Raw genomic sequence first — 25,811 nt, 5'->3', positions numbered from 1 at the left:
ATGAACGAAACCATGCGTGCGATCAGTCAGAACACCCTCGGCGGCCCGGAGGTCCTCACCGAGGTGCGACTCCCCCGCCCCGTTCCCGGTCCGGGCGAGATCCTGGTCAGGGTGCGCGCGGCCGGCCTCAACCCGACCGACTGGAAGCACCGGGCCAACGTCGCCTTCCTCCCGGCACCGCCGTTCGTCCTCGGCTGGGACGCGTCCGGAGAGGTCGCCGCGACCGGCGTCGGCGTGACCCTGTTCCAACCGGGCGACGAGGTCTTCGGCATGCTGCCCTACCCGAACGGCCATGGCGCACTGGCCGAATACGTCGTCGGCCCGGCCCGCGCCTTCGCCCGCAAACCCGCGAGCCTGGATCACGTACAGGCCGCCGCGATCCCGCTGGCCGCACTGACCGCGTGGCAGGCGCTGGTCGACACCGCCGATCTGCAGGCCGGACAGCGGGTGCTGATTCACGCGGCGGCAGGCGGCGTCGGGCACTTCGCCGTCCAGATCGCCAAGGCCCGTGGCGCCTACGTCATCGGCACGGCCAGCGCGCCCAATCACGAATTCCTGCACGGCATCGGCGCGGACGAGGCGATCGACTACCGCACGACCGATATCGCCGAGGCGGTTCGCGACGTGGACGTGGTGCTGGATTCGGTCACCGACGACAACAGCGTCCGCTCACTGCGCACGCTGCGTCCGGGTGGCGTGCTGGTCACGTTGCGCCCGATCGGCGACGTCGATCTCGCGGCCGAGGCGAGCAAGCTCGGCGTGCGCGCGCTGCGCATGCTGGTGGAGGACGACCACGCGGGCATGGTCGCGCTGGCCGGGCTGGTGGACTCCGGCCGGTTGCGTCCGACGATCGCGGGCACGTTCCCACTGACCGACGCCGCGAAGGCACACGCGTTGGGCGAGACGGGCCGCACCGTCGGCAAACTGGTTGTCACTGTCCCCTGACACCGAAACTTTTTCCGCGCGGCGCTTCGGTGAATCCACGAAATCGGGACGGTCACGCTTCTACCATCCGATGATGAGCACTGTTGTGAAGGCTGTCCTCGAGGGCGGGCCGAAAGACATGCCCGCACGTATCGTTCCCATCACCCCGCCGGGAATCGAGCTGAAAGTCCCGTTCAAGGGTGGTTACGAGCACTTCAAGGTGACCGGTAAGGAGAAGGACACCCCGGAGGGGCGGTTGCGTGTTTACGAGTGGTCCAGCCGGACCGAGCTCCCGAAGTGACGCGCGAATAATCGTCCTGTGCGGCCGGTCGGATCATCGACCGGCCGCCTTCCCCTGGACCGCCCAGGCAACCACGGGCAACCTCTGGACAAAAGCGTAACCAATTGGTTACGCTTTTGCGGTGGACGAAGTGGCGAGCGCGATCGCCGATCCGGTGCGGCGGGAGATCCTGACGCTGTTGCGCGGGACCCGGCTCACCGCGGGTGAGATCGCGGGGCAGTTCGAGATCAGCAGGCCCGCGATAAGCCGGCACCTGCGGGTGCTGCGCGAAAGCGGGCTGGTCCATGACGAACTCATCGGCAGACAGCGGTATTACGTGCTCGACCCGGAACCGTTGAACCAACTCGCCGACTGGATCGCACACTTCGACACCAGCACTGCGTGGGAGCACCGGCTCGACGCACTCGGCACCGAGGTCTACCGGACGCGCCGCGAGCACCGCGCCGCACCGGCCGACCGAAACCCCAAGGAGAACACGGGATGACCCTGCGACCCACCGGACGCCTGGACCGCGCCGACGGCAAGCGCGACCTGATCCTGACCCGGACCTACCGCGCGCCGATCGCGGACGTGTGGGCCAGCATCACCGAATCCGACCGCACCGCACGCTGGTTCGGCCCATGGGAGGGCGAGCCGGGCACCGGACAGAACATCAAGGTGCAGATGGCGCACGAGGAGGGCGCCCCCTGGTGCGACGCCCGCATCGACGCGTGCGAACCACCGCACCGGCTCGCGCTCACCACCACCGACAGCTACGGCAGCTGGCACCTCGAAGCAGTGCTCACCGAAACCGACGGCGTCACCGAACTCGTCTTCACCCACCACCTCGAGCCCGAGGCGAAGATCGCCGAGGTCGGCCCAGGCTGGGAGTACTACCTGGACGCACTCGGGGCGGCCCGCGCAGGCACGGACCGCCCCGAGTGGGACGACTACTACCCCTTCATGAGGGAGTACTACGAATCGCTGCCGGACTAGTCGTCCAGCTGCGCCAGGATCTCGTCGGAGATGTCGACGTTGGTGTACACGTTCTGCACGTCGTCGCTGTCCTCGAGCGCGTCGACCAACTTGATCACCTTGCGCGCGCCGTCGGCGTCGACCTCGACCGACACCGACGGCTGGAAGCCGGATTCGGCGGAGTCGTAATCGATTTCGGCGGCCTGCAACGCCTTGCGCACCGGGATCAGGTCGCCCGGTTCGCTGATGATCTCGAACGAATCACCGAGGTCGTTGACCTCCTCGGCGCCCGCGTCGAGCACGGCCATCAGCACGTCGTCCTCGGACAGGCCGTTCTTCTCCAGCGTCACGACGCCCTTGCGGTGGAACAGGTACGACACCGAACCCGGGTCGGCCATGTTGCCGCCGTTGCGGGTCATCGCGACCCGGACCTCGCCCGCGGCACGGTTGCGGTTGTCGGTCAAGCACTCGATCAGCACCGCGACACCATTGGGGCCGTAGCCCTCGTACATGATGGTCTGCCAGTCGGCGCCGCCGGCCTCTTCACCACCGCCGCGCTTGCGGGCACGCTCGATGTTGTCGTTGGGCACCGACGACTTCTTCGCCTTCTGGATGGCGTCGTAGAGCGTCGGGTTGCCGCCGGGGTCACTGCCACCCGTGCGGGCCGCCACCTCGATGTTCTTGATCAACTTGGCGAAGAGCTTGCCACGCTTGGCGTCGATCCCCGCCTTCTTGTGCTTGGTGGTGGCCCATTTGGAGTGGCCGCTCATTCCCTACTTCCTTCAGGTCGATGGCACGTTCGGTGGTGTGTACCGTACCGGCCTGGCCGGACGAACAACTTCTCCAGCCTACTCGGCCGGTCGCGGCGGTCTGAACAGCGCGTGAACTACGCGTCCCGGACCAGGTCCACGAACATCCGGTGCACGCGCAGATCGCCGGTGACCTCCGGGTGGAACGACGTCGCCAGCACGTTGCCTTGGCGCACTGCCACAATGCGGCCGGCGAACGGCCCGTCGGGCACGGTCGCGAGCACCTCCACGCCGTCGCCCGCCCGTTCCACCCAGGGCGCCCGGATGAATACCGCGCGCATCGGTCCGTCGTCGAGTCCGGTGAAGTCCAGGTCCACCTCGAAGGAGTCGACCTGACGGCCGAAGGCGTTGCGGCGCACCGTCATATCGATGCCGGACAGGTGCTGCGCGTCCGGCCGGGTGTCGAGCACCTCGTCCGCCAGCAGGATCATGCCCGCGCAGGAACCGAAGGCGGGCATGCCATCTCGCAGTCGCGCGCGCAGCGGTTCGAGCAGTTCGAAGACTTCCAGGAGCTTGCTGATGGCGGTCGATTCGCCGCCGGGCAGGACCAGCGCGTCGACCGCGGCCAGCTCGGCGGCGCGGCGGACCAGCACGGGCTCGGCGCCGCAGTGCGCGAGGGCCGCGATGTGCTCACGCACGTCACCCTGCAGGGCCAGCACGCCGATGGTGGGGGCCTGCGCGAGGTCGGCGGCGGCAGGGGCGGCGACCGGGGAAGCGTTCACGTCGGAAAGTTTACGAGCCGTCGCGGTGTGGGCCTGCTCACGGTCTCCGTCAGGGTTCCGTCAACGGCAGGGGCTGTGCGCGCGAAACGGGTCGACACTCTCAGGGTGATAGCTGTGTTGCCGCGCAAGGTCCCCGCGCCGCGCGGAGGGGCGAAGGGTGTCCGGGCCCGCAAGGGGCTGACCGTGCCGACCGGATTGGCGGGGCTTTCCCTCGACGCGATGGCGTCGGTGTCCTACGGTCCCGAGGCGATCGTGCTGGTGCTGGCCGCGGCGGGCGGGGCGGGGCTCGGGCTGACGCTGCCGGTGACGTTGGCGATCGCGGCCCTGCTCGCGGTGCTGGTCGCCTCGTATCGGCAGGTGATCGCGGCGTTCCCGAACGGTGGTGGGGCGTACGCGGTGGCCAAGGCCCATCTCGGGCATCGGACCAGTTTGACCGCCGCGGCCTCGTTGATCATCGACTACGTGCTGAACGTCGCGGTGTCGATCGCGGCCGGTGTCGCGGCGCTGACCTCCGCCTTTCCGGCGTTGCTGCCGTACACGGTGTGGTTGTGCGTGGCGATTCTGGTGGGCATCACGGGGTTGAATCTGCTCGGGATCACCGAGAGTGCTCGGGCGTTCATGGTGCCGACCGTGGTGTTCGTCGCAGGGATCTGCACGGTGATCGTCGCGGGGTTGCTGCGGTCCGAGCCCGCGAGTCTCAGCCAGGGCGCCGCGACGGTGCTGGACGCGCACACCGTCGGAGTTCTGTTGCTGCTCAAGGCTTTCTCCAGTGGGTGTGCCGCGTTGACCGGCGTGGAGGCGATCGCGAACGCGGTGCCGAGCTTCGAGGCGCCGAAAGTTGTTCGCGCGCAACGGGCCGAGGTGGCGCTGGGGGCCCTGCTCGGGGTCATGCTGATCGGGCTCGCGGTGCTGATCGAGAAGTTCGAGGTACGTCCGATCGAGGGCACCACGGTGTTGTCGCAGTTGACCGAGGCCGCACTCGGACATGGAATCGGTTACTACGTAGTGCAATTCGCGACGGTCGTGTTGCTGGCGCTGGCCGCCAACACCTCCTATGGCGGGCTGCCTACGCTCACCAAGATTCTCGCCGACGACAACTGCCTGCCGCATCGATTCGCGGTCAGCTCGCCACGGCAGGTGTACCGATATGGCGTGCTGACCCTGGCCATCGCGGCGGGCGTGCTGCTGATCGGCGCGAACGGCAAGATGAACGCGCTGGTCCCGCTGTTCGCGATCGGGGTGTTCGTCGGGTTCACCATCGCGCAGGTCGGCATGGTGCGGCATTGGCTGCTGCACAAGACGTCGGGTTGGCGATGGCGGATGGCGCTCAACGGATTCGGGGCGCTGCTCACCTTCATCGCCGCAATCGTCACCACCGCAATGAAATTCACCGAGGGCGCGTGGTTGATCGTGTTGATCCTGCCGGTACTGGTGGTCGGGATGGAGCGAATTCGCGACACCTATGGCAAGATCGGCGCGTTCCGGCGCTCCGACGAGGTACCGCCGCCGCCGCGACCGCGCGACGCCGTCATCGTCGTGCCGGTGTCCGAGGTGTCCGACCTGAGCTGCGAGGCGCTGTCCGCGGCGCTCTCGATCGGCAAGGACGTTGTCGCGGTGCATGTTTGCCTGCCCGGCGAGTCGATCAAGGCGTTCACCAAGGCGTGGGAGGCATGGCATCCCGAGGTGCGGCTGGTGCTGCTCGAGGACAGCGACGCCACCGTCGGCGGGCCGGTCGCGCGCTATGTGCGGGACAACTTCGAGGGGCGGCGCAAGGTCGTCGTCATCGCCGAGGTCGACCCGCCGGTCGGCTGGAACCGCGTCCTGCCCAGCCATCGCAGCGATGAACTCGAACGCGTGCTGCGCCGTATGACCGACACAGTGGTCTGCCACCTGCGCGTCCAGGTGGGATAGAGCCTGAGTGAATTCAGGCGGCCGCGGTGGTGTGCGTCGGCCACACGCACACCACTGCGGTCGACAAATCGCTCGCGGTTCGGTACGCCGAGATTGCCGGCCAGGCCGATGCGCACCAATTCACCCGCCGCGCAGCTGTTTGCCAGCGATTCCTGCCGCCACGGGCCAGGCAGGCGCGCACCAATTCACCTGCCGCGGAGCTGCTTGCCAGGGACTCCTGCCGCCACGGACCGGGCCGGTGCGCATCGATTCACCTGCCGCTCAGCAGCTGTTTGGTGGCAATTCCTGCCGCCGCGTGCCATGACACGCGCGGCGGCCGGCGGTCAGTCGCGGAGGTTACGGATGAGGCCTTCCTGGACCACCGCTGCGACCATCTGCCCTTCGCGGTTGAAGATCTTGCCGCCGGTGAGCGCTCGGCCGAAGCCGGCCGACGGCGACGATTGGTCGTAGAGCAGCCAGTCGTCGGCGCGGAACGGGCGCAGGAACCACATCGCGTGATCGAGGGACGCGTTCTGGGTCTGCTCGTCGGGGTGGGTCACCTTCGACGAACCGAGCAACGTCATATCGCTCATGTAAGCCAGCGTGCAGACGTGGAACAGCGGGTCGTCGGGCAGCGGGTGCCGGTAGCGGAACCACACCTGCTGCTGGGAGACCACGCCGTCGCGGCGGGTCACCTGGTCCTGCGGGACCGTGCGGATGTCCCAGTGTTCCCACTCGCGCATCGCCCACAGGCGTTCCGGGCTCATCGTGATGCTCGCGTCCGGGAGCTCGTCCGGCGGCTGCACCGGCGGCATCTCGTCCTGATGCTCCGGGCCCTGGTCGCCGGTGTGGAACGACGCCGACATCGTGAAGATCGCCTGACCGTCCTGCACACCGGTGACCCGGCGGGTGCAGAACGAGCGTCCGTCCCTGATCCGTTCGACGAGATACACCGTCGGCTGGTCCGGGTTACCCGGACGCAGGAAGTATCCGTGCAGCGAATGCACCTGATACCGCTCCTCGACCGTGCGCACCGCCGACACCAGCGCCTGGCCGGCAACCTGTCCGCCGAACGTGCGCGGAAGCTGAGTCTTCGTGGACGCCCCACGGAAGATGTCGCGCTCGAGCCGCTCTATCTCCAGCGCCTCTTCGATTGTCGCCATGGGCTGAGATTAACTCGCCACGTCGTCACGGTCGTCCTCGGCCGTCGGGTGATCCGCCAGCAATGAGGTTCCGGTCCCCGGTCGGGTCGTGCGGCGAGATGACCGGGCCGAGCTACCGCGCGGGTTCGGCCCGTCAGTTCCCTTCGAACTGAGCGAGCATGCGGCGCCATCTCCGTTTGCGGGTGCCGCCGACTCGGCACGTCCGCTTGGTTTGCTCTGATTGACCGGTGCCACAGTTCGTTCCGATCACTCAGGACGCACTCGTCGAACGTCTCGTCGAGCGGGTCCGCACTCTGCCCGGCCGTCGGGTGATCGCCATCGACGGCGCCGATGCGGCCCGTCCCCTCGATTTCGCCCACCGCACCGCCGCCGCGTTGCGTGACACCGGCAGATCTGCCGAGGTGGTCTCGCTGCACGACTACGTCCGTCCGGCATCGCTGCGGGTGGAGTTCGGCCGCGACGACATTTCCTATCGGACCGCCTGGTTCGACTATGAAGCGCTCCGCCGCGAGGTCATCGACGCAGTGCACAAAGAGGGCCGCTGGCTCCCCGCCCTCTGGGACGAAGCCACCGACCGCTCCGCCCGCGCCACCATCCGCCCCGCCGCCGCCGACACCGTCCTCTTCATCGCCGGCCCCATGCTGCTCGACCACTACCTCGACTTCGACCTGACCCTGCATCTCCACATGTCCGAACAAGCCCTCCGCCGAACCACTCCACCCGAAGACCACTGGACCATCCCCGCCCTACTCCAAACCTCCCCCACCCCAACCTTCTTCGCCCGCTGGGACCACCCCGACCGCCCAGCCCTGCGCCTCACCGACTAACCTCCGACCCCGCCAGGATCCCACCAAAGAATCGCCTCCTTGCCTGCTGCCCCTTTGCCTCCTTGCTTCTTTTATCTCTTGTCTCGCGGCGTTTCCCGGAATCTCGTGACCGGTTGAATAGATAGATGCGCATATCCACGTAACCAGATGTGTCTATGCCTACGATCGAGCTCCAGCTCACGACTTGGTGTGCCACAGCAGTCGTCCTTTGCCGCCGAGCGGGCACAGCGGCGGGGCCACTCGTACTTTGCCGCAGCCACATCCCCCGCCAGCGCTCGCTAGTGTGGCCCGATGGGGAGTGAATGCGCCATCTGCGCGAAACATCAAGGGGTCGGGCCACTTGTCGGGCCGGTGATCTTCGAAAACGATCTGATCGTGGTCACCCATCGCCCCCTCGACCAGGCCTCCCCCGTCCCGGGCTACCTGTTCGTAGAAACCCGCCGCCACACCCCTACGGTCGCCACCCTGACCGACCCCGAAGCCGCGGCCGTAGGCATGGCGGTGACTCGCGCGGCCCGAGCCCTGCACGAAGAACTGGCCCCTGAGCACGTTTTCTCCGCCATCACCGGTCGCTCGGTCCCGCACTTCCACCAACACGTCTTCGCCCGCCCGCACGGCACCCCACCGACCACCCCCTGGACCGACGTCGACTCCTGGCCTGACTCCCCCCGAACCACCCCCACCGCCCTGAAACCCTTGTGCACCCGCCTCTCCAACCATTTCACCGGCTTTTGAGTGGCACACCACGGCGGGCCGCTCTCGGCGTTTGCCGCCACCCTGTGCCACTCGATGTGGGGCTAGACGAGGCGGTGGCCGCCGTCGGCGTGCAGGACGGTCCCGGTGATGAAGGGGTTGTGCATGAGGGCGAGCATGGCTTGGGCTATTTCGGCGGGGTGGCCGATGCGGCCTACGGGGAGGCGGGCGGAGAGTTGTTGGTGGCGTTCGGTTTTGGCGGAACCGGCGATGGCGTCCCAGATCGGGGTGTCGATCCAGCCGGGCGAGACGACGTTGACGCGGGTGGGGGCGAGTTCGACGGCCAGGGCGTAGGCGAGGGATTCGAGGGCGCCGTTGGCGGCGGCGACGATCGAGGAGCCGGGGCTGGGGCGGTAGGCGGCGATGCCGGAGGTGAAGGTGAGCGAGCCGCCGGGGGCGATGCGGGCGTGTTTGGCGAGGAGGGCGGGGCCGATCAGCTTGGCGTCCAAGGTCTTTCGGGCCAGGTCTACGTCGAACGAGGCGACGGGCTGGTACACGCCCTCGACGTCGACCGCGGTGGTCACCACGTGGTCGACCTGGCCGACCTCGGTGAACAGTCGCTCGATGTCGGCCTCGATGGTGATGTCGGCGACGAGAGACCGCACCTTGCCCGGCCCCTCGGGCAACGCGCGTTCCGTGTCGGCGAGCCGATCAGCGGAGCGACTGGCGATGACTACCTCCGCGCCCTCCCCCACAAGGGCGGCGGCCAACGCCGCGCCCATGCCGGAGCTGCCGCCGATAATGACGACTCGTTCCGCTGTTGTGGTGCTAACTGTCATGCCTCCACCCGACCATCGCGCTGGCCGAGTGTCCATGTCGCGCTATCGAATTCGCGTTAGCGCCGACCTAACACCGCAGGTAGGCACCGCACCGAGCGAGGGTGTGCGCACGGAAGACGAGTGAGCCGCACGCCTTTTGATTTCCCGCACCAGAAATCGCATGCAATTCTCGGTGCGGGAAATCAAGAGGCGTGCGGCTGTGTGCCAAACGGCGGAATCAGGCAGCGCAGGCCGGGGACTGCTGATTGAGGTTGGCGAGAGCACCGCAGGCCCAGGACTTCTGGACCTTCCACTTGCCGCCGTCGAGCACGAACGGCACGTCGACCACGTTCTCCTGGCCGTTGACGGTGAATTTCCCTTGAGCGCTCACGGATTCACCGAAAACGGTAACCCCGGTGATCTCGGCCTTGGCGTTCGCCTGCTTGAACGCCTCGGCCAGCCGGTTGGGCAGGTCCGGGTCGGCCTCGATACCCTGCACGAGGTCCAGCTTCTCCGCGCTGGGCACCGCCGGATCCAGCGCCTTCTGCAGCAGCGCGTTCAACTCGTCGACGGTCGGCGGCGCGGGCGTGTTCGCGGTGGCAGTCGCGCTGGTCGAAGTGCGGGAAGGCTTCGGCGGATCCGACTTGTCGTCGCTACCGCAGGCCGTCAGGCCCAGTGCGGCCACCACGGCCAAGCCGGCAATCGCCATGCGTCCGGTCTTACGAAGCTTCAACTGCTCGTCCTTTACGTTCGGCTGATACATCGACGGTGATGCGGCACGAGCAACCAGCGCAGTGGTCGACAGGCATCGAAACGTCAAGCTACCCAGCACAATTGTGAGAACAATAAGACGATGGTGAGGTCCGGAGAAGAGTCCGCCCAGACCGCGTTCAATCCGCGCTGTACCGGGTCGAAACGCTGAGCAAGAGATTCGTCAGCCGCACATAGGACAACTGCGGAACGGAAGTCACCAGCCGTTCGAATACCCACCTACTCACCAACTCGAAAGTCGGCCGGAACGAGAATTTCTCGGTCCAACGCCGGCCAACTCGACAACGACCGCGTCGATCACGCTGTCGAGTTCGTCGGTGTCGATGAACCACCCCCGATCACCGAGCTGGTCATCCTCGAAGTCGAACCCGACCCGCAACTCGACGTCGAACGGCGCCCCGGGCGATCGGACCGCAACCCCGCGGGCTCGTCGCACCGGCGACGGAAGACCTTGCCGCGCAGCGAATTCGCGTGTGATCTCGATCGTGAACATGCGGGCAGAGTAGTCGAACTCGATCGGGCGCTCAGCGTCGACAACGGCGCGGAGGCCTCAGGTTCGGTCGGCGGTCGCTCGCCAGTTCGGATTGGTAGCCACGACATCGACCAGCGCGCGTACTGCCGGATTTCGGATGGGGACCCGCCAGATCGCCACGTAGGTGACCTCGACGGGGCCGCCGCGGAGTGGGCGCCAGGTGAGGCCGGGGTGGTGGGCGGGGCGGGAGGTGCTGAGGCCGATGACGTCGGGGCGGGAAGGGAGGACGGCGAGCATTTGGGCGTGGCCCATGGCGCTGTCGCTGAGCCGGACTCGGGCGCCCCTGGCGTGGAGGGTGCGCAACAGTTCGTCGTGCAGGCCCGGGGCGGAGTCTCTGGCGAACAGGATCAGTTCGCGGTCGGTGAGATCGGTGGGGTCGATCTCGGCATGATCCGTGAGCGGGTGGGCCGAAGACATCAGGACGCCGAGTTCGTCGCGGGCGATCGGCTGCTGGGCGAAACGGTCGGGCAGCGCGACCGGAGCGCGGACGAGGGCGAGGTCGACTTCGTCGTCGTCGAGCAGCCGGACCTGGTCCGCGGTGGTTCCGCCGGTGAGCACCATGCGGGTGCCGGGCGGCAGCAATTCCTCGATTCGTGCAGGGAGCCAAGGGGGTACGCCGTTCAGCAATCCGAACCGCAGCACCGGCGCGCCCGCCGCGGACGCACGCCGGGTCTCCCGCACCACCGCGTCCACCGACCGCAATACCTCGCGCCCGGTCCGGAACAGCACCTCCCCCGCCGCCGTCAATTCGACCCGCGGATCCCGATTGAGCAGCGCCCCGCCCATCTCCCGCTCCAGCACTTTGATCTGCTGGCTGAGCGTCGGCGTGGAAATGAACAGCCGCTCCGCCGCCCGCCGGAAATGCAACTCCTCCGCCAGCACCACGAAGTACCGCAACTGCCGCAACTCCACGACCGCCTACGCCCCCGCACCCTCGATCAGCCGCGTACAGCCGACACCCACATCAATTCCCGCCATACCACCGACGCTACTGCCCCGCAGCGCAACCAGGCTTCGCAGGCCGTGGCTCCGACACCTTCCTACCGGCATACCGGTTTCACCCCTCCAGCCTCACGAACCAACGCTGCCCACAACGCACGCAATCCCGGGGATTCCCGCCCGCTACAGTCCCGCTGAGCCCAGACGAGGCGCAATGGGTTGTCCGCCACCAACCAATTCATGATCACCGGGAACTGATGCCAGTGCCTTCTCGACGGATGCCAGCACCAGTTCCCCCTGATCTTGAAACCCGACCCCGACAGACAAACAGGCAGGGACTCCGCGGAGTCCCTGCCCGTACAACGCTCAAATCGCCCGCACGGGGCGGGAATTCACCAACCGCGCTCGGCCAGCCGGTGATCGACCGGCAGTTCCTCGACGTTGATGCCGACCATCGCCTCACCCAGTCCCCGCGAAACCTTCGCGAGCACATCGGGGTCGTCGTGGAAGGTCGTCGCCTTGACGATCGCGGCCGCCCGCTCGGCCGGGTTGCCCGACTTGAAGATGCCGGAGCCGACGAAAACACCCTCGGCACCGAGCTGCATCATCATCGCGGCGTCGGCGGGGGTGGCGATACCGCCGGCGGTGAACAGCACGACGGGCAGCTTGCCGGTCTCGGCGACCTCGCGAACCAGCTCGTAGGGCGCCTGCAACTCCTTGGCGGCGACGAACAGTTCGTCGGCGGGCAGCGAGGACAGCCGGCGGATCTCGCCGCGGATCTTGCGCATGTGCGTGGTCGCGTTGGACACGTCGCCGGTGCCTGCCTCGCCCTTGGAGCGAATCATGGCCGCGCCCTCGGTGATTCGGCGCAGCGCCTCACCGAGGTTGGTGGCGCCGCAGACGAAGGGAACGGTGAAGTTCCACTTCTCGATGTGGTTGGCGTAGTCGGCGGGGGTGAGCACCTCGGACTCGTCGATGTAGTCGACGCCGAGGCTCTGCAGGATCTGCGCCTCCACGAAGTGGCCGATGCGGGCCTTCGCCATGACCGGGATGGAGACGGCGGAGATGATGCCGTCGATCATGTCCGGGTCGCTCATCCGGGACACGCCGCCCTGCGCGCGGATGTCGGCGGGCACCCGCTCCAGCGCCATCACCGCGACCGCGCCGGCGTCTTCGGCGATCTTGGCCTGGTCGGCGGTGACCACGTCCATGATCACCCCGCCCTTCAGCATCTCGGCCATGCCGCGCTTCACGCGGGCGGTGCCGATGGTCTGGGTGGTCTCGGGCGTCGTCACGGCAAACTCCTGGGTCATCTGCGCCAATCGGGGTCGCAAGGGATGGAATCGACCCAATTCTAGGCGGGCCACCCAGGCCACTTGATAGCCAGTCGGAGATGACTGGCCTTGTCACCTACCAGGGGCTCTGCCCGTCGGCGTGCCGCACTGGACCGCTCGGCCGGGCCACGGAACCGGATTCACCGGGCGGCGGGGCGGTTTCACCGTCCCCGCTAACTTCCGGCGGCGACTCAGAGCGGGCCGACCACCAGCAACTGTGCCCAATACTCGGCGGCGGCGGGACCGATGAGGGGCAGCAGGAAATCGAACAACAGGTAGGACATGTACTACGTACCTCCGCACACCGAGCGCTTTCCCCACGACGCGTGGGGGACGCGGCACCGAAATCACCGTGCCTTGCGACAAGCACTACCCAGCCCGCGTCGATCCAGTCGCGACCGTAGCACGATCGTGAAACACATCACATCCGCGTCAGCGGATCGAGCGGACCTCGGGATCTGCGACGCCGGCCGCGGCGGCCGCGGCTTCGGGCAGCAGCTGATCGAGGTTGTAGGGGTAGACGGTTTCGCCCGAGCGATCCAGTCGGACGATGTCGTCGGCGGTGCACCATTTGCTACCGGTGATCGAGCGGCGTTCGATGGTGGTCAGGTTTGCGGCCTGCGGTTCGTAGGCGGGCACGCGCAGGGCGAAGAACAGCTCTTCGGAGCGGATCAGGTCGCCGTCGAACGGAAACACCGCGACGCGACGCCAGATCGGCCCGCGCAGGCTGTCCGGGTCGGCCTTGTGCCCGGTCTCCTCGTACAGCTCGCGGACGGCGGCGTCGCGCAGCGACTCCCCGGGGTCCACGCCGCCGCCGACGGTGAACCAGAACGAGATATCCGGCGTCTTCGGGTCGTTGCCGCGCATGAGCAGGGTGCGGCCCTGTTCGTCGAACAGCACGATGCGCGCCGTGGTGCGGGTGGTGTCGACGGTGAGCCCGGTGGACGCGGCCGGATTGGCCCGCTCGGTGATCTCGAAGTAGGTGGGCAGCGGCGCGGTGCCGCCGAGGTGCAGGATGCGCACCGATCGCCGGGTGCGCAGCGCGAGGGTGTCGCGGACGGCGTCGTTGTGGAAGCGGCGCGCGATGAGCACTCGCGCCTCCGCGTCGGCCAGCTCGGCCACCATCTGCGGCCGCAGCTTCTCGATGTCGATCGTCGACAGCGCCGCGGAGAGCTGGTTCTCCACCGTCTCCCGATCGGCCCTGGAGACGCGTTCGGCCCGATCCGCCAGCAGCGCAAGCACTTTGCCCCGATCGGCCAGCTCCGGATCGGCCACCGGACCCGAGATCGCCAGCGCGACCGAGCGAGCGACCACCGCCCGCCGGGCCAGCGCCGCGTCCAGCGCCTGCCAGGACTGATCCGAGCGCACGTGCAGCCGATCGAGCCGGTTGGCGGTCGAGTAGGCCCAGATACCGATCGCGACGATGACCGCCGCGATCAGCGCGAGAACGAGCACCGTGGTGGCGGAGAAGGTGATCATCCGGCGGCTCGCACCCTGGTGTCGCCGACGGTCACCGTCTCGTAGACGCGCAGGATCTGCTCGGCCACCACCGGCCAGTCGTACTCGCCGACCACCTGGGTCGCGGTGTCCACCAGCGCGGCCCGGCGACCGTCGTCGGTGAGCACCTCGTCGATCGCCCGCGCCAGCGCCGCCGAATCACCCACCGGCACAAGGGCGCCCGCGGCTCCGTCGCGCAGCACCCGCCGGAACGCGTCCAATTCGCTTGCCACCACGGCGGTTCCGGCCGCCATCGCCTCGATCAGGATGATGCCGAAGCTCTCGCCGCCGAGATTGGGCGCGACGTACACGTCCGCGCTGCGCATCGCCGAGGCCTTCTCCGCGTCCGAGACCTGCCCGAGGAAGCGCAGATGCCCGGCGAGCGGACCCGCTTCCCGGCGCAACCGGTCCTCGTCGCCGCGCCCGACGATGAGCACCTCCAGCTCCCTGTGCTTGCGCACCAGTTCGGGCAGCGCGCCGAGCAGCACGTCCATTCCCTTGCGCGGCTCGTCGTAGCGGCCGAGGAACAGCACGGTCTTGCCCGCCCGCGGATACCCGGGCAGCATCGGAGCGCGCGCGAACGCGGGCACGTCGACCCCGTTGGGAATCTCCACCGCGTCGGACCCGAGCGCCTCCACCTGCCAGCGCCGGGCCAGCTCGGAGACGGCGATCCGGCCGCTGATCTTCTCGTGATAGGGCCGCAGCACACCCTGAAAAGTGCTGAGCACCAACGACTTCGTGGTCGAGGTGTGGAAGGTGGCGACGATCGGCCCCTCGGCGATCTTCAGCGCGAGCATCGACAGGCTCGGTGCGTTGGGCTCGTGGATGTGCAGCACGTCGAAGTCGTTGCCGTCGATCCAGCGCCGAATCCTGGTGTAGGCCATGGGCCCGAAGGACAGCCGCGCCACCGAACCGTTGTAGGGAATCGCGACCGCGCGACCGGCCGACACCACGAAATCGGGCAGCGGTGTGTCCTCCGAGGCGGGCGCGAGCACGCTCACCCGGTGTCCGCGTTCGATGAACACCCTGGCCAGCTCGACCACATGGGCCTGCACACCGCCGGGGACGTCGAACGAGTAGGGACAGACCATGCCGATCTTCATCGGGCGCCGTCCGAATGTGCCGTCGGGTCAACCGAATCCGGGCCGGCCGGGGCGACGGGCTCCGGCCGGTGGGGCTGCGCGGCGGCGATCCGGGCCAGCCGCTCCGCGGACAGATCGCTTTCCCACATCGGTTGCAGCATGTGCCAATCCGCCGGATGCGCGGCGATATTCGCCGCGAACCGGTCCGCCAGCTCCTGCGTGGCCGCCGCGACCCCGCTCGACACATCAATGGGCGGTTCGACTTTCATCCCCCAGCCCTCGCCGCCGTCGGCGGTGAACCAGGTGTGCACCGGCAGCAGCGGCGCCCCGGTCTCGATGGCCAGCTTGGCCGCACCGGCGGGCAGCCAGGTGCGTTCGCCGAAGAAGGTGACCGGCACCCCGCGACCGGTCAGGTCACGCTCCCCCATCAGGCAGATCGCCCTGTTCTCTCGCAATCGCTTCGCCAACTGCACGAACGGCGGCTGATCGGCGCCGGTCAGCGGCACGACCTCGAAGCCGAGACTTTCCCGGTAGGCGACGAACCGCTTGTACAGCGACTCCGGCTTCAACCGCTCGGCGACGGTGGCGAAGGTGCCGTGGTTCTGCACCAGCCACACCCCCGCCATGTCCCAGTTCCCGGAGTGCGGCAGCACCAGGACCGCGCCGCGGCCGGCCGCCAGCGCCGCGTCCAGATGCGACTTCCCTTCCAAGGCAAGCTCACCGATCGCCGCGTGGTCCATCGACGGCAGCCGGAACGCCTCACGCCAATACCGCGCGTAGGACCGGACGCTCGCCTGGATCAGCTCGTCCGGCACGTCCGCGGGCGTGCCGCCGATCACCCGAGCGAGATTGCGCCGCAGCTGATTCGGCTCGCCGCCGGCCCGGAACGCACGGTTCGCCTTGCCCGCTACCCGATCCGCGCCCGTGTCGAACAGCCGCAGCGCCGTCGCCTCGGGCAGCGCCCGCACCAACCGCCAGCCCGCCGCGTAACCGGCGTCGCTCAACCGCTCCCCGATACTCATGACCACTGCCCCGTTTCCCGCACCACACCACCACGATATGGCGGTCTCACGTCGCGTTCGCCGTTCCTGCCGTAGGGTTTTCGGGTGCGGTCGACGTGGCCAGCGGGATCACGTCGCGCGCGCCCGGCGACCTGCGCACCGCCAGCACCCGCTGACCCACCGTGATGATGCTGAGCACCGCGAGAATCCACATCGCGACATGCACCGCGTAGGTCAGCCAGTCCAGGCCCCAGTACCCGCCGATCCCGGTGAACCCCGCCCCGACCAGCACGATGATCAATCGATCCGGCCGCTCGATGATCCCGCCGTCGGCGGACAGCCCGCTCGCCTCCGCCCGGGCCTTCGCGTACGAGATCACCTGCGAGGTGACCAACACCACCAGCGTCGCCGCGAACAGCGGCTTGTGCTGCTCGTGATAGACCGCCCACCAAGCCAATCCGCCGAAGATCGCCCCATCGGCCATCCGGTCGCAGGTGGCGTCGAGCACCGCGCCGTACTTCGTGCCGCCGCCGCGCGCCCGGGCCATCGCGCCGTCGAGCATGTCGAACATGACGAACAACCAGATCACCATGGTCCCCCAGAACAGATGTCCGGACGGGAACAGGGTGACCGCGGCGGCGATCGACGCGGTGGTGCCGATGACCGTCACCGCATCCGGCGTGAGCCCGGTGCTCACCAGCGCTTTGCCCAGCGGCGCAGTCGCTTTGGCAAACGTATCGCGGCCGAAGAAGCTCAGCACTTCTAGTCGACTTCCTTCCAGGCTGCCGCCAGCAGCGCCCTAGTCTCGCGTAGCAACTGGGGCATGACCTTCGCGCCGCCGACCACGGTGATGAAGTTCGCGTCGCCGCCCCAGCGCGGGACGATGTGCTGGTGCAGATGGTCGGCGAGCGAACCACCGGCCACGCCACCGAGATTCAGGCCGACGTTGAAGCCGTGTGGCCGCGACACCCGCTTCATCACCCGGATGGCCTGCTGGGTGAACGCCATCAGTTCGGTGCCCTCGGCCAGCGTGAGGTCCTCCAGGTTGGCCACCTTGCGGTAGGGCACCACCATCATGTGGCCCGGGTTGTAGGGGTACAGGTTCAGCACCGCGTACACCAGCTCACCGCGGGCGATGACCAGGCCGTCCTCGTCGGACATCTTCGGGATGTCGGTGAACGGATGCCCGGTCGACGCGGGATCGGTCGAGGCCGCCTCCGCGATGTAGGACATCCGGTACGGCGTCCACAGCCGTTGCAGCCGATCGGGTTCGCCCGCGCCACGATCGACGATGCGGCCCTGATCGGCGTCGTTCAGCTCGGAGAGTCCGTCCGGCGCCGTGCGATCACTCATTGCGCACCCTTGATCTCGAAGCCCTCCGCGGTCGGCGAAGCGTTCTCCCGATTCGCGATCCATTCCACAATGGTGGCGACCGCGTCCGCGACCGGCACCCCGTTCACCTGGGTGCCGTCGCGGAACCGGAAGCTCACCGCGTCGGCGTTCACGTCCCGCTCGCCGGCCAGCAGCATGAACGGAACCTTCTGTGCGGTGTTGTTGAAGATCTTCTTCTGCATCCGGTCGTCGCTGCGGTCCACGTGTGCCCGCACGCCCGCGTCGTGCAGCAGCTCGATCACCCGATCCAGGTGCGGCGCAAAGGCTTCCGCGACCGGGATGCCGACCGCCTGGACCGGCGAGAGCCAGGCCGGGAAGGCGCCGGCGTAGTGCTCGGTGAGCACGCCGAAGAAGCGCTCGATGGAGCCGAACAGCGCGCGGTGGATCATCACCGGCCGCTGCTTGGTGCCGTCGGAGGCGGTGTATTCGAGGTTGAACCGTTCCGGCAGGTTGAAGTCCAGCTGGATGGTCGACATCTGCCAGGTGCGGCCGAGCGCGTCCTTGACCTGCACGGAGATCTTCGGCCCGTAGAACGCGGCGCCGCCCGGATCCGGCACCAGCTCGAGGCCGGAGGCGGAGGCCACCTTGGACAGGGTCTCGGTCGCCTCTTCCCACAGCTCGTCCGAGCCGACGAACTTGACCGGGTCCTTGGTCGACAGCTCCAGGTAGAAGTCGTCGAGGCCGTAGTCCTTCAGCAGCGCCAGCACGAATTGCAGGGTGCTGGTGAGCTCGGCGTGCATCTGCTCTTTGGTGCAGTAGATGTGCGCGTCGTCCTGGGTCATGCCGCGCACCCGGGTCAGGCCGTGCACCACGCCGGACTTCTCGTACCGGTACACCGAGCCGAACTCGAACAGGCGCAACGGCAGTTCCCGGTAGGACCGGCCGCGCGCCCGGAAGATCAGGTTGTGCATCGGGCAGTTCATCGGCTTGACGTAGTAGTCCTGGCCGGGCTTGCGGACGGTGCCGTCCTCGTTCAGCTCCGCGTCCAGGTGCATGGCCGGGAACATGCCGTCCTGGTACCAGTCCAGGTGACCGGAGACCTCGAACAGGTGCCCCTTGGTGATGTGCGGGGTGTTGACGAACTCGTAGCCCGCGGCCACGTGCCTGCGCCGCGAGTACTCCTCCATCTCCTTGCGGATGATGCCGCCCTTCGGGTGGAACACCGGCAGGCCGGAGCCGAGCTCGTCGGGGAAGCTGAACAGGTCCAGTTCGAGGCCGAGCTTGCGGTGGTCGCGGCGTTCGGCCTCGGCCAGCAGGTGCAGGTACTCGTCGAGCGCCTCCTGCGACTCCCAGGCGGTGCCGTAGACGCGCTGCAGGTCCTCGCGGTTCTGATCGCCGCGCCAGTAGGCGGCCGAGCTGCGGGTCAGCTTGAACGCGGGGATGAACTTGGTGGTCGGAATGTGCGGGCCGCGGCACAGGTCGCCCCAGAGCCGGTCGCCGGTGCGCGGATCCAGGTTGTCGTAGATGGTCAGCTCTTTGCCGCCGACCTCCATGACCTCCGGATCGTCGATACCGGACTTGTCGCCGATCAGCTCCAGCTTGAACGGCTCCTTGGCCAGCTCGACCCTGGCCTCCTCGACCTCGACCACCCGGCGCGCAAAGCGCTGCGCGCCTTTGACGATCTTCTTCATCCGGGATTCCAGCTTGGCCAGGTCCTCCGGGGTGAACGGCTTGTCGACCTGGAAGTCGTAGTAGAAGCCGTCCTTGATCGGCGGGCCGATGCCGAGCTTGGCCTCCGGGAACTCCTGCTGCACCGCTTGAGCGAGCACGTGCGCGGCGGAATGCCGGATGACGCTGCGCCCGTCCTCGGTGTCGGCGGCGACCGCCTCCACCTCGACGTCGGTGTCCGGGGTCCAGGACAGATCCTTGAGCCCCTCGGCGTCGCGCACGACGACGATGGTGTCCGGGCCTTTGGTCGGCAGCCCGGCCTCGCGCACCGCGGCACCCGCCGTCGTCCCGGCCGGCACCCGGACGAGGGCGGCAGGGTTCTTGCGGGCTGAGGTGGTCACGGCGGTGCTCTCCTTGGAGTTTCTCGGGTGCGGGGCATTCCCCGCGGATCATGGCCGGTGCAGCGACTGCCCCGGCGCGACCATGCTAGCTCCTCCGCCTCTCCGCGTATTCAGGCCAGGCTCAGGTGCGTGGCGGGTGACGTCGGCGGCCGGCGGTTGGGTGATCCAGGACTCAGCCGGTTCCCGGCGAGTTACCCATGTACGTACGAAATCAGTTGTTAACAGAGGAACATACGGTTGTCGGTCAGGTGTCCGCAGCCAGTTTTTCCAGCATTGCCTCGCGTTCGGCGGAGGGGCGTTTCGGGCAGCTCGTGCACATGTCGCAGTTGGGGACCTCGTAGACGAGGCAGCAGGAGATGCGTTTGACGAAGGTGCGGCCGCCGACCTCGACGAAACGGGGAGTGGGGAGTTTGCCGCCGATCTCGGTCGCCAGCCGGGCGCCCGCGTCCGGGGAGCCCGCGTCGAGGGCGCGGTTACCGACGGCGTCGGCGACGATCGCCCACAGCGCCGGCACACCGGCCCCGGAGACCTCGGCTACCGGACCGATCACGGCCGCAAGGGTTTCCCGCAGGGCCGTGCCCGGCTCCGTGACGTCGTCGGGTTCGGCCAGCACGTGGATGCGTTCCACCCCACCGTCGGGCCGGACCTCGCAGTCGATGTGGTCGAGCACCGGTTCGACGGCCCGCTCGTCGCGGGCGTAGGCGCGCGCGATCTGCTCGACCAGCGCGGAGGCGACCATGCACCACCACAGCGTGCCCGCGATGCGCGGAGACGTCGTCCCCCAGGAATGGCCCATCTCGGCGATCCGTGCCGCCAGCCAGTCCGGTTGGGTCAACGTGCGCCCGGGAACCGTGTTCACCACTTCAGGGGACTGCGTAACCATTGCCACTCGACTCCGATCCAGCTGCCGACCATCCCGAACGTGCCCAATATCCATAGTGTCGCGACAACCAGCGCAAAGGTAGCGCCCGCCGCGAACACGCGCATGGCGGTACCCCGTGCGGAATACCACGCCATACCCTGCCGGTACTTGTCCCGCAGCCAGCCGAGTGCCCGTTGCGCCCAGGCGAATTCGGTGGCCAGGATGCCCAGTCCGGCGAAGACGATCGCCCAACCGGGTCCGGGGTAGGGAATCGCGACGATGCCGGCGGCGAGCACCGCGGTGCCGACCGACGCGACCCCGACCCGATAGGCGAAGTTCAGCGTAGGGCGCGCGGCGATGCGTGCCCGGAAGGCGCGCCAGCCCGTTCGAGTCTCCAGGTCAGCCGTCACCTATCCCAGCGTACGAGACCGACCGGTCCAGCCCGGGGTCGCAACCGCCCCGAGCCCGCCCGAACCGGACAGTTCGAGCGGGCCGGCGGTCACCGCTCAGACGAGTTCGGGCGTGACCCGGTGTCCGGCCTCGTCGTCGATGTGGGCCAGACCGTCCTCGGTGATCTCGATGACCCGCGCGCTGGCGATATCGAAGAACAGGCCCGACACGGTCACGCCGCGTTCGGCGACCGCCGCCCGGACCGCGGGATGCCGTTGCAGGTTTTCCAGCTGCACGGCCACGTTCACCATGCTCAACTGGTCGACCTCGCCGAAGCCCGCCCTGGCGGCGGCAATGGCCACCGGGTGTCCGCGCTGGACCCGGTCCAGGCTCGGATGGGCGTGCGCGAGCCACTTGTCGATTTCCGGACCGGCCTGGGCGCCCGAGTGCAACGCCTTCATGGCGCCGCACGAGGAGTGACCGCAGACCACGATGGAACGCACGTTCAGCTCCTCCAGGGCGAACACCAGCGCGGCGTCCACCGACGGATCACCGACGGCCGGAACCAGATTGCCCACATTGCGCACCGTGAACAGGTCGCCGGGCCCGCTGTTGGTGATCATGTTCGGCACGATCCGGGAGTCCGCGCAGGTGAGGAAGAACGAATCCGGATCCTGGCTGTCGCGCAGCTCGTCCAGGTGCGGCCGGACGACGTGCGCGTGGCTGCGATGGTAGGCGGCCACGCCGGCCGCGATCGGGTCGGCGTGTTCGTCGCGCCGCCACGGGCCGAGGATGTCGGTCCACACCGCGCGCCCGAAGCTGCGGGACGGCGGGCCCGCCGTCGCGTAGGCCATCCTGGCGCTGCCGATCTCCACGAAATCGACGCTGCCGCCGCCGCTTTCCTGCTGGCGCACCCACTCCTCGATGGCCTCGAAGGCGGCGTGGTCGAGGAAGTCGACGGTCATCTCGACGGTGACGTCGGCGTCGGCGGGCACCTTCGCGAACTCGGCGGACAGCTTGGGCAGTGCGAGGAACGTGCAAGAGCCGTCGATGGTGATCATCCACCGCTGCGAGCCCGGAATCTGCCTGGCGCTGATGGCAACTCGCACCACCCGCCACAGCAGCAGCGCGAAGGCCAGCGCGAGGCCGATCAGCACGCCCTCCAGCAGGTTCAGGAACACCACCGACGCCACGGTGACGGCGTAGACCAGCAGATCGCCGGTGCGCCGGGCCATCCGGATGTGCGCCAGCTTGACCAGCTGGATGCCGATCACGATCAGCAGGCCGGCCAGCGCCGCCTTCGGAATCTGTTGCACCACACCGGCCAGCGCCACCGAGAACACCAGGATCCAGACGCCGTGCAGCACCGCCGACGCGCGGCTGCGCGCGCCCGCCTGCACGTTGGTCGCGCTGCGCACGATCACACCGGTCACCGGCAGGCCGCCGAGCAGGCCGGAGAGCACGTTGGCCGAGCCCTGACCGATCAGCTCGCGGTCGAAGTTGGTGCGCCGGCCCGAGTGCATCTTGTCCACGGCCACCGCGGACAGCAGGCTCTCGACACTGGCGATCAGCGCGATGGTGATGATCATGATGACCACCGCCGACCAGTCGCCGCGCGGCAGCTCCGGCAGGCCGATCGCGTCGAACAACGAGCCGTTCAACACGATTCGCTCGGCGCCGGTCGGCAGCACCATGGCGAGGATCGTGGCCACGAACACCGCGACCAGCGGACCGGGAACGGCCCGCGCCTTGGCGGGCACGTACTTCCAGCCGAGCATGATGGCGATCACCACCGCGCCGAGGAACGCGTCGCCGCCGTGCAGCGACACCAGCTGCTGGGGCAGCTGGGTGAGGTTCTTCCACGCCGAACTGTGCGACGAACCGCCCAGCAGCACGTGAATCTGTTGCAGCGCAATGGTGATGCCGATACCGGCCAGCATCGCGTGCACCACCACCGGCGCGACCGCCAGCGCGGCGCGTGCGATCCGGCTCAGCCCGAACAGGATTTGCAGCACGCCGGCGGCGACGGCGATGAAACAGGTTACTTTCCAACCGAATTGGTTGATGGACTCGGCCACGACAACGGTGAGACCGGCCGCCGGACCGCTCACCTGAAGAACGGAGCCGCCCAGCAGGCCGGCGACGATGCCACCGATCACGGCGGCGATGAGACCGGCGGCGACGGGCGCACCGGAGGCGAGGGCGATGCCGAGGGACAGCGGCAGCGCGACCAGGAAGACCACGATGGAAGCGGGCACATCGTGACGGAGGATTGCTTGCAGACGATCGGACAGGGGTCCGGGACCAGGACCCTTGCCCGCCGAACCCGGGGGTGTAATCGGTGGGGCCAAATCGTTCTCGACGACCATGACTATCTCCTTCGCCGAACTCGGCACAGCGGCCGAGGTCGGTTGACGATCAAATGTCCAGCAGGGCACACGACCGCGAACCGGCATCTCGCGGTGAAGCAGGACTCGACGCACCAGCGGGTCGAGTTGTAAACCTCAGCAAGGCTATTAGTAAAGACTAAGCAAAGCCTGAGAATCGTGCTAACTGCGCGTTAACACGACGTCAGGCCAGCCTGTCGCGGCGCCGACGCGCCGGGGACCGTCGCGGCGGTTAAACCGGCTCTGCGGCGACACGGCGGCCCTCGTCGTCGAATTCCGCGATGCCGTCCACGGTCACCTCGATCACCCTGGCCGTGGCGATGTCGAAGAACAGCCCGGACACCGCGACGCCCCGCTCCTCGATCCCCTGCCGCACCGCCGGGTGCGCGTGCAGGGTCTCCAATTGCAGCGCCACATTCACCATGCCCAGCTGGTCCACCTCGCCGAAGCCGGCCAGCGCGGCGGCCGCGGCGACCGGGTGCCCGAGCCGGAACCGGTCGAGGCTGGGTCGCGCGTGGGCCAGCCAGTCGCCCAGACCCGGGCCGGTCCGCACCTCGCGGTAGAGCGCCTCCATCGCGCCGCAGCCGGAGTGGCCGCACACCACGACCGCGCGCACGTCCAGCTTTTCCAGCGCGTAGATCAGCGCGGCCTCGACCGACACGTCGCCGCCCGCGGTGGGGACCAGATTGCCCACGTTGCGGACGGTGAACAGGTCGCCGGGCCCGCTGTTGGTGATGACGTTCGGCACGATGCGGGCGTCGGCGCAGGTCAGGAAGAACGAATCGGCGTCGGGCCGGTGCCGCAGGCCGTCCAGGTGCGGACGCATCAGGTGCGCGTGGCTGCGGTGGTAGGCGGCGATGCCCGCCGCGATCGGGTCCTCCCGGATGCCGGTGCGCCGCCACGGGCCGATCGCCTGGTCGAGAACCTGCCTGGAGTGTCCCCGCTCCGGCGGGCCTGCCATCGCACGGGCCATCCGCGCGCTGCCGATCTCCACGAATTCGACGGTGCCGCCTTCGGATTCGTGGTGCGCCGCCCATTCGGTGATCCGCTCGTAGGACGCGTGATCGAGGAAATCGACCGTCATCTCCATCGTGACCGCCACGCCCGCAGGAACTTTCGCCAGTTCCGCGGACAGCCGGGGCAGCGCGAGGAAGGTGCAGGTGCCGTCGATGGACACCACCCAGCGCCGTGCGCTCGCGACCGGTTCGGCGGTGATGGTCACCCGGACCACCCGCCACAGCAGCAGCGCGAACGACAGCGCGAGCCCGATCACCATGCCCACCAACAGGTTCAGGAACACCACGCTCAACACGGTCGCGACATAGACGTACAGATCGCCGGTGCGCCGGGCGAGCCGGATGTGCGCCAGCTTCACCAGCTGCACGCCGATCAGGATGAGCAGCCCGGCCAGCGCCGCCTTCGGGATCTGCTGCACCAGACCGGCCAGTGCCACCGCGAACAGCAGCACCCAGATACCGTGCATGATGGTCGACGCCTTGGACCGCGCGCCCGCCTGCGCGTTGGTGATGCTGCGCACGATCACCGCCGCCACCGGCAGGCCGCCGAGCAGGCCCGAGACCATGTTGGCCGAGCCCTGACCGATCAGTTCGCGATCGAGGTCGGTCGAGGTCCCCGGGCGCAGCTTGTCCACCGCGACCGCGGAGAGCAGGGTCTCCACGCTGCCGATCAGCGCGATGGTCACCACGGTGATCACGATCGCGGTCCAGCCGCCGGCCGGAATCGAGGGCAGCCCGATCGAGTCGAGCGGCGAGCCGTTCAGCACCAGCCGCTCGACGTGGGTCGGCAGCGCCAGCGACAGCACCGTCGCGATCACCACCGCGACTAGCGGTCCCGGCACCGCGCGGACCCGGCGCGGCAGGAACTTCCAGGCGATCAGGATGACGATCACCACGAGACCGATCAGCAGGTCGCCGCGATGCACCGACATCAGCTGACGTGGCAACTGGACGAGGCTGTCGAACGAGGAGCTCTGCGACGTGCCGCCGAGCAGCACATGCACCTGTTGCAGCGCGATGATCACGCCGATCCCGGCCAGCAGGCCATGCACCACCACGGGGGCGATCGCCAGCGCACCGCGCGCGATCCGGCTCAGCCCGAACAGGATCTGTACGGCGCCGGCGCAGACGGTGATGAAACACGTCGCGGCCCAGCCGAATTGGTGCACGCTCGCGGCGACGACCACGGTGAGGCTCGCGGTCGGGCCGGTCACCTGCACCGCCGACCCGCCGACCAGCCCCGCGACCACGCCGCCGGCCACCGCGGCGATCAGGCCGGCGGCGACGGGCGCGCCGGAGGCGACCGCGACGCCGAGCGACAGGGGCAGCGCGACCAGGAAAACCACGATCGAGGCGGGCAGATCGTGACGGCCGATACCGGCCAGGCGTTCGGGTAAAGCGAAGTGGCGCAGCGACGTCCGTGGTGCGGAATCGGTGTCGGTGGACATATTTCTCCTTCGCCGAGCGGACGTGAGCCGTCCCGGTTCATCGGTGGAAC

At 68.3% G+C, this 25,811-nt stretch carries 25 protein-coding genes; 7 read left to right on the top strand and 18 right to left on the bottom strand.

Annotated elements, in window-relative coordinates; genetic code table 11:
* The 4 genes from ACFYO1_RS08425 to ACFYO1_RS08410 all read left to right on the top strand — a co-directional run bounded on the left by ACFYO1_RS08425 (window position 1) and on the right by ACFYO1_RS08410 (window position 2,200).
* Complete coding sequence (locus ACFYO1_RS08425) at window positions 1–945, top strand: NADP-dependent oxidoreductase (RefSeq protein WP_387228411.1); 945 nt, start codon at window positions 1–3, stop codon at window positions 943–945.
* Window positions 946–1,018: 73 nt separating this feature from the next.
* Window positions 1,019–1,225: a DUF5988 family protein gene (locus tag ACFYO1_RS08420; protein WP_387228410.1), complete on the top strand. Its 207-nt coding sequence runs from the start codon at window positions 1,019–1,021 to the stop codon at window positions 1,223–1,225.
* 121 nt (window positions 1,226–1,346) lie between these two features.
* On the top strand, window positions 1,347–1,709 hold the full coding sequence (locus tag ACFYO1_RS08415) for a metalloregulator ArsR/SmtB family transcription factor (protein ID WP_387228408.1): 363 nt from the start codon (window positions 1,347–1,349) through the stop codon (window positions 1,707–1,709).
* Window positions 1,706–2,200 (top strand): SRPBCC family protein, encoded by a 495-nt coding sequence (locus ACFYO1_RS08410; RefSeq protein WP_387228406.1) that lies wholly within the window; start codon window positions 1,706–1,708, stop codon window positions 2,198–2,200. Before ACFYO1_RS08415 ends, ACFYO1_RS08410 begins: the two co-directional genes overlap by 4 nt.
* Here the strand turns inward: ACFYO1_RS08410 and ACFYO1_RS08405 are convergent.
* On the bottom strand, window positions 2,197–2,949 hold the full coding sequence (locus ACFYO1_RS08405; protein ID WP_378720463.1) for a YebC/PmpR family DNA-binding transcriptional regulator: 753 nt from the start codon (window positions 2,947–2,949) through the stop codon (window positions 2,197–2,199). The two genes, ACFYO1_RS08410 and ACFYO1_RS08405, sit on opposite strands and share 4 nt — an antisense overlap.
* 116 nt (window positions 2,950–3,065) lie before the next feature.
* Window positions 3,066–3,710, bottom strand: a complete 645-nt coding sequence (gene pdxT / locus ACFYO1_RS08400) for a pyridoxal 5'-phosphate synthase glutaminase subunit PdxT (RefSeq protein WP_387228404.1) — start codon at window positions 3,708–3,710, stop codon at window positions 3,066–3,068.
* Between the two features lie 219 nt (window positions 3,711–3,929).
* Here pdxT and ACFYO1_RS08395 point away from each other — a divergent pair, with 219 nt between their 5' ends.
* The gene (locus ACFYO1_RS08395) at window positions 3,930–5,621 is read left to right on the top strand and encodes an APC family permease (RefSeq protein WP_387231779.1); all 1,692 of its coding nucleotides are present in this window, start codon (window positions 3,930–3,932) and stop codon (window positions 5,619–5,621) included.
* A 323-nt stretch (window positions 5,622–5,944) separates the two neighbouring features.
* Here ACFYO1_RS08395 and ACFYO1_RS08390 read toward each other — a convergent pair whose 3' ends face one another.
* The gene (locus ACFYO1_RS08390; protein WP_387228402.1) at window positions 5,945–6,763 is read right to left on the bottom strand and encodes an acyl-CoA thioesterase; all 819 of its coding nucleotides are present in this window, start codon (window positions 6,761–6,763) and stop codon (window positions 5,945–5,947) included.
* Between the two features lie 227 nt (window positions 6,764–6,990).
* On the opposite strand from ACFYO1_RS08390, the gene ACFYO1_RS08385 reads away from it, so the two are divergent.
* The gene (locus tag ACFYO1_RS08385) at window positions 6,991–7,590 is read left to right on the top strand and encodes a hypothetical protein (protein WP_387228400.1); all 600 of its coding nucleotides are present in this window, start codon (window positions 6,991–6,993) and stop codon (window positions 7,588–7,590) included.
* A gap of 291 nt (window positions 7,591–7,881) precedes the next feature.
* On the top strand, window positions 7,882–8,325 hold the full coding sequence (locus tag ACFYO1_RS08380; RefSeq protein ID WP_387228398.1) for an HIT family protein: 444 nt from the start codon (window positions 7,882–7,884) through the stop codon (window positions 8,323–8,325).
* Window positions 8,326–8,387: 62 nt separating this feature from the next.
* Here ACFYO1_RS08380 and ACFYO1_RS08375 read toward each other — a convergent pair whose 3' ends face one another.
* The 15 genes from ACFYO1_RS08375 to ACFYO1_RS08305 all read right to left on the bottom strand — a co-directional run bounded on the left by ACFYO1_RS08375 (window position 8,388) and on the right by ACFYO1_RS08305 (window position 25,761).
* Window positions 8,388–9,122: an SDR family oxidoreductase gene (locus tag ACFYO1_RS08375; protein WP_387228396.1), complete on the bottom strand. Its 735-nt coding sequence runs from the start codon at window positions 9,120–9,122 to the stop codon at window positions 8,388–8,390.
* 217 nt (window positions 9,123–9,339) lie between these two features.
* Window positions 9,340–9,834, bottom strand: coding sequence for a hypothetical protein (locus tag ACFYO1_RS08370; protein ID WP_387228394.1), 495 nt, complete (start codon window positions 9,832–9,834; stop codon window positions 9,340–9,342).
* Between the two features lie 261 nt (window positions 9,835–10,095).
* Window positions 10,096–10,365: a hypothetical protein gene (locus ACFYO1_RS08365; protein WP_387228392.1), complete on the bottom strand. Its 270-nt coding sequence runs from the start codon at window positions 10,363–10,365 to the stop codon at window positions 10,096–10,098.
* Window positions 10,366–10,422: 57 nt separating this feature from the next.
* Window positions 10,423–11,316, bottom strand: coding sequence for a LysR family transcriptional regulator (locus ACFYO1_RS08360; RefSeq protein ID WP_387228390.1), 894 nt, complete (start codon window positions 11,314–11,316; stop codon window positions 10,423–10,425).
* 419 nt (window positions 11,317–11,735) lie between these two features.
* The gene (gene pdxS, locus ACFYO1_RS08355; protein ID WP_364721548.1) at window positions 11,736–12,638 is read right to left on the bottom strand and encodes a pyridoxal 5'-phosphate synthase lyase subunit PdxS; all 903 of its coding nucleotides are present in this window, start codon (window positions 12,636–12,638) and stop codon (window positions 11,736–11,738) included.
* A 471-nt stretch (window positions 12,639–13,109) separates the two neighbouring features.
* Window positions 13,110–14,153 (bottom strand): NUDIX domain-containing protein, encoded by a 1,044-nt coding sequence (locus ACFYO1_RS08350; protein WP_387231777.1) that lies wholly within the window; start codon window positions 14,151–14,153, stop codon window positions 13,110–13,112.
* Complete coding sequence (locus tag ACFYO1_RS08345) at window positions 14,153–15,277, bottom strand: glycosyltransferase family 4 protein (RefSeq protein ID WP_387228388.1); 1,125 nt, start codon at window positions 15,275–15,277, stop codon at window positions 14,153–14,155. The genes ACFYO1_RS08350 and ACFYO1_RS08345 overlap by 1 nt, the downstream gene beginning before the upstream one ends.
* A complete protein-coding gene (locus tag ACFYO1_RS08340) occupies window positions 15,274–16,278 on the bottom strand; it encodes a phosphatidylinositol mannoside acyltransferase (protein WP_387228386.1) in 1,005 nt (334 codons plus the stop codon). The genes ACFYO1_RS08345 and ACFYO1_RS08340 overlap by 4 nt, the downstream gene beginning before the upstream one ends.
* A 46-nt stretch (window positions 16,279–16,324) precedes the next feature.
* Window positions 16,325–17,017, bottom strand: coding sequence for a phosphatidylinositol phosphate synthase (pgsA, locus tag ACFYO1_RS08335; protein ID WP_387228385.1), 693 nt, complete (start codon window positions 17,015–17,017; stop codon window positions 16,325–16,327).
* A 2-nt stretch (window positions 17,018–17,019) separates the two neighbouring features.
* The gene (locus tag ACFYO1_RS08330) at window positions 17,020–17,610 is read right to left on the bottom strand and encodes an HIT family protein (RefSeq protein WP_387228383.1); all 591 of its coding nucleotides are present in this window, start codon (window positions 17,608–17,610) and stop codon (window positions 17,020–17,022) included.
* Window positions 17,607–19,658 (bottom strand): threonine--tRNA ligase, encoded by a 2,052-nt coding sequence (gene thrS, locus ACFYO1_RS08325; protein ID WP_387228381.1) that lies wholly within the window; start codon window positions 19,656–19,658, stop codon window positions 17,607–17,609. Before thrS ends, ACFYO1_RS08330 begins: the two co-directional genes overlap by 4 nt.
* A 244-nt stretch (window positions 19,659–19,902) precedes the next feature.
* Entirely contained in the window at window positions 19,903–20,517 is a 615-nt protein-coding gene (locus tag ACFYO1_RS08320; protein ID WP_387228380.1) for a (2Fe-2S)-binding protein, read from the bottom strand.
* Window positions 20,514–20,930: a TIGR02611 family protein gene (locus tag ACFYO1_RS08315; RefSeq protein ID WP_387228378.1), complete on the bottom strand. Its 417-nt coding sequence runs from the start codon at window positions 20,928–20,930 to the stop codon at window positions 20,514–20,516. The genes ACFYO1_RS08320 and ACFYO1_RS08315 overlap by 4 nt, the downstream gene beginning before the upstream one ends.
* 96 nt (window positions 20,931–21,026) lie before the next feature.
* Window positions 21,027–23,279 carry a SulP family inorganic anion transporter gene (locus tag ACFYO1_RS08310; RefSeq protein WP_387228377.1) on the bottom strand — a complete coding sequence of 751 codons (2,253 nt, stop codon included), beginning with the start codon at window positions 23,277–23,279 and terminating at the stop codon, window positions 21,027–21,029.
* A 250-nt stretch (window positions 23,280–23,529) separates the two neighbouring features.
* Window positions 23,530–25,761, bottom strand: a complete 2,232-nt coding sequence (locus tag ACFYO1_RS08305; protein ID WP_387228375.1) for a SulP family inorganic anion transporter — start codon at window positions 25,759–25,761, stop codon at window positions 23,530–23,532.
* Window positions 25,762–25,811: the final 50 nt, after the last annotated feature.

The sequence above is a fragment of the Nocardia sp. NPDC006044 genome, assembly GCF_042871115.1.
In the GTDB taxonomy this organism is placed as follows: Bacteria; Actinomycetota; Actinomycetes; order Mycobacteriales; family Mycobacteriaceae; genus Nocardia.
Note: the sequence above shows the minus strand (reverse complement) of the source record. Positions and strands in the feature narration are given on the sequence as shown.

Excerpts from the sequence above, each read along its gene's own strand:
- ACFYO1_RS08365 (WP_387228392.1), bottom strand. The coding sequence starts at position 10,365 with ATGTTCACGATCGAGATCACACGCGAATTCGCTGCGCGGCAAGGTCTT.
- ACFYO1_RS08425 (WP_387228411.1), top strand. The coding sequence starts at position 1 with ATGAACGAAACCATGCGTGCGATCAGTCAGAACACCCTCGGCGGCCCG.
- ACFYO1_RS08405 (WP_378720463.1), bottom strand. The coding sequence starts at position 2,949 with ATGAGCGGCCACTCCAAATGGGCCACCACCAAGCACAAGAAGGCGGGG.
- ACFYO1_RS08345 (WP_387228388.1), bottom strand. The coding sequence starts at position 15,277 with ATGAAGATCGGCATGGTCTGTCCCTACTCGTTCGACGTCCCCGGCGGT.
- ACFYO1_RS08420 (WP_387228410.1), top strand. The coding sequence starts at position 1,019 with ATGAGCACTGTTGTGAAGGCTGTCCTCGAGGGCGGGCCGAAAGACATG.
- ACFYO1_RS08390 (WP_387228402.1), bottom strand. The coding sequence starts at position 6,763 with ATGGCGACAATCGAAGAGGCGCTGGAGATAGAGCGGCTCGAGCGCGAC.
- ACFYO1_RS08310 (WP_387228377.1), bottom strand. The coding sequence starts at position 23,279 with ATGGTCGTCGAGAACGATTTGGCCCCACCGATTACACCCCCGGGTTCG.
- ACFYO1_RS08340 (WP_387228386.1), bottom strand. The coding sequence starts at position 16,278 with ATGAGTATCGGGGAGCGGTTGAGCGACGCCGGTTACGCGGCGGGCTGG.
- ACFYO1_RS08395 (WP_387231779.1), top strand. The coding sequence starts at position 3,930 with ATGGCGTCGGTGTCCTACGGTCCCGAGGCGATCGTGCTGGTGCTGGCC.
- ACFYO1_RS08330 (WP_387228383.1), bottom strand. The coding sequence starts at position 17,610 with ATGAGTGATCGCACGGCGCCGGACGGACTCTCCGAGCTGAACGACGCC.
- ACFYO1_RS08380 (WP_387228398.1), top strand. The coding sequence starts at position 7,882 with ATGGGGAGTGAATGCGCCATCTGCGCGAAACATCAAGGGGTCGGGCCA.
- ACFYO1_RS08375 (WP_387228396.1), bottom strand. The coding sequence starts at position 9,122 with ATGACAGTTAGCACCACAACAGCGGAACGAGTCGTCATTATCGGCGGC.
- ACFYO1_RS08305 (WP_387228375.1), bottom strand. The coding sequence starts at position 25,761 with ATGTCCACCGACACCGATTCCGCACCACGGACGTCGCTGCGCCACTTC.
- ACFYO1_RS08410 (WP_387228406.1), top strand. The coding sequence starts at position 1,706 with ATGACCCTGCGACCCACCGGACGCCTGGACCGCGCCGACGGCAAGCGC.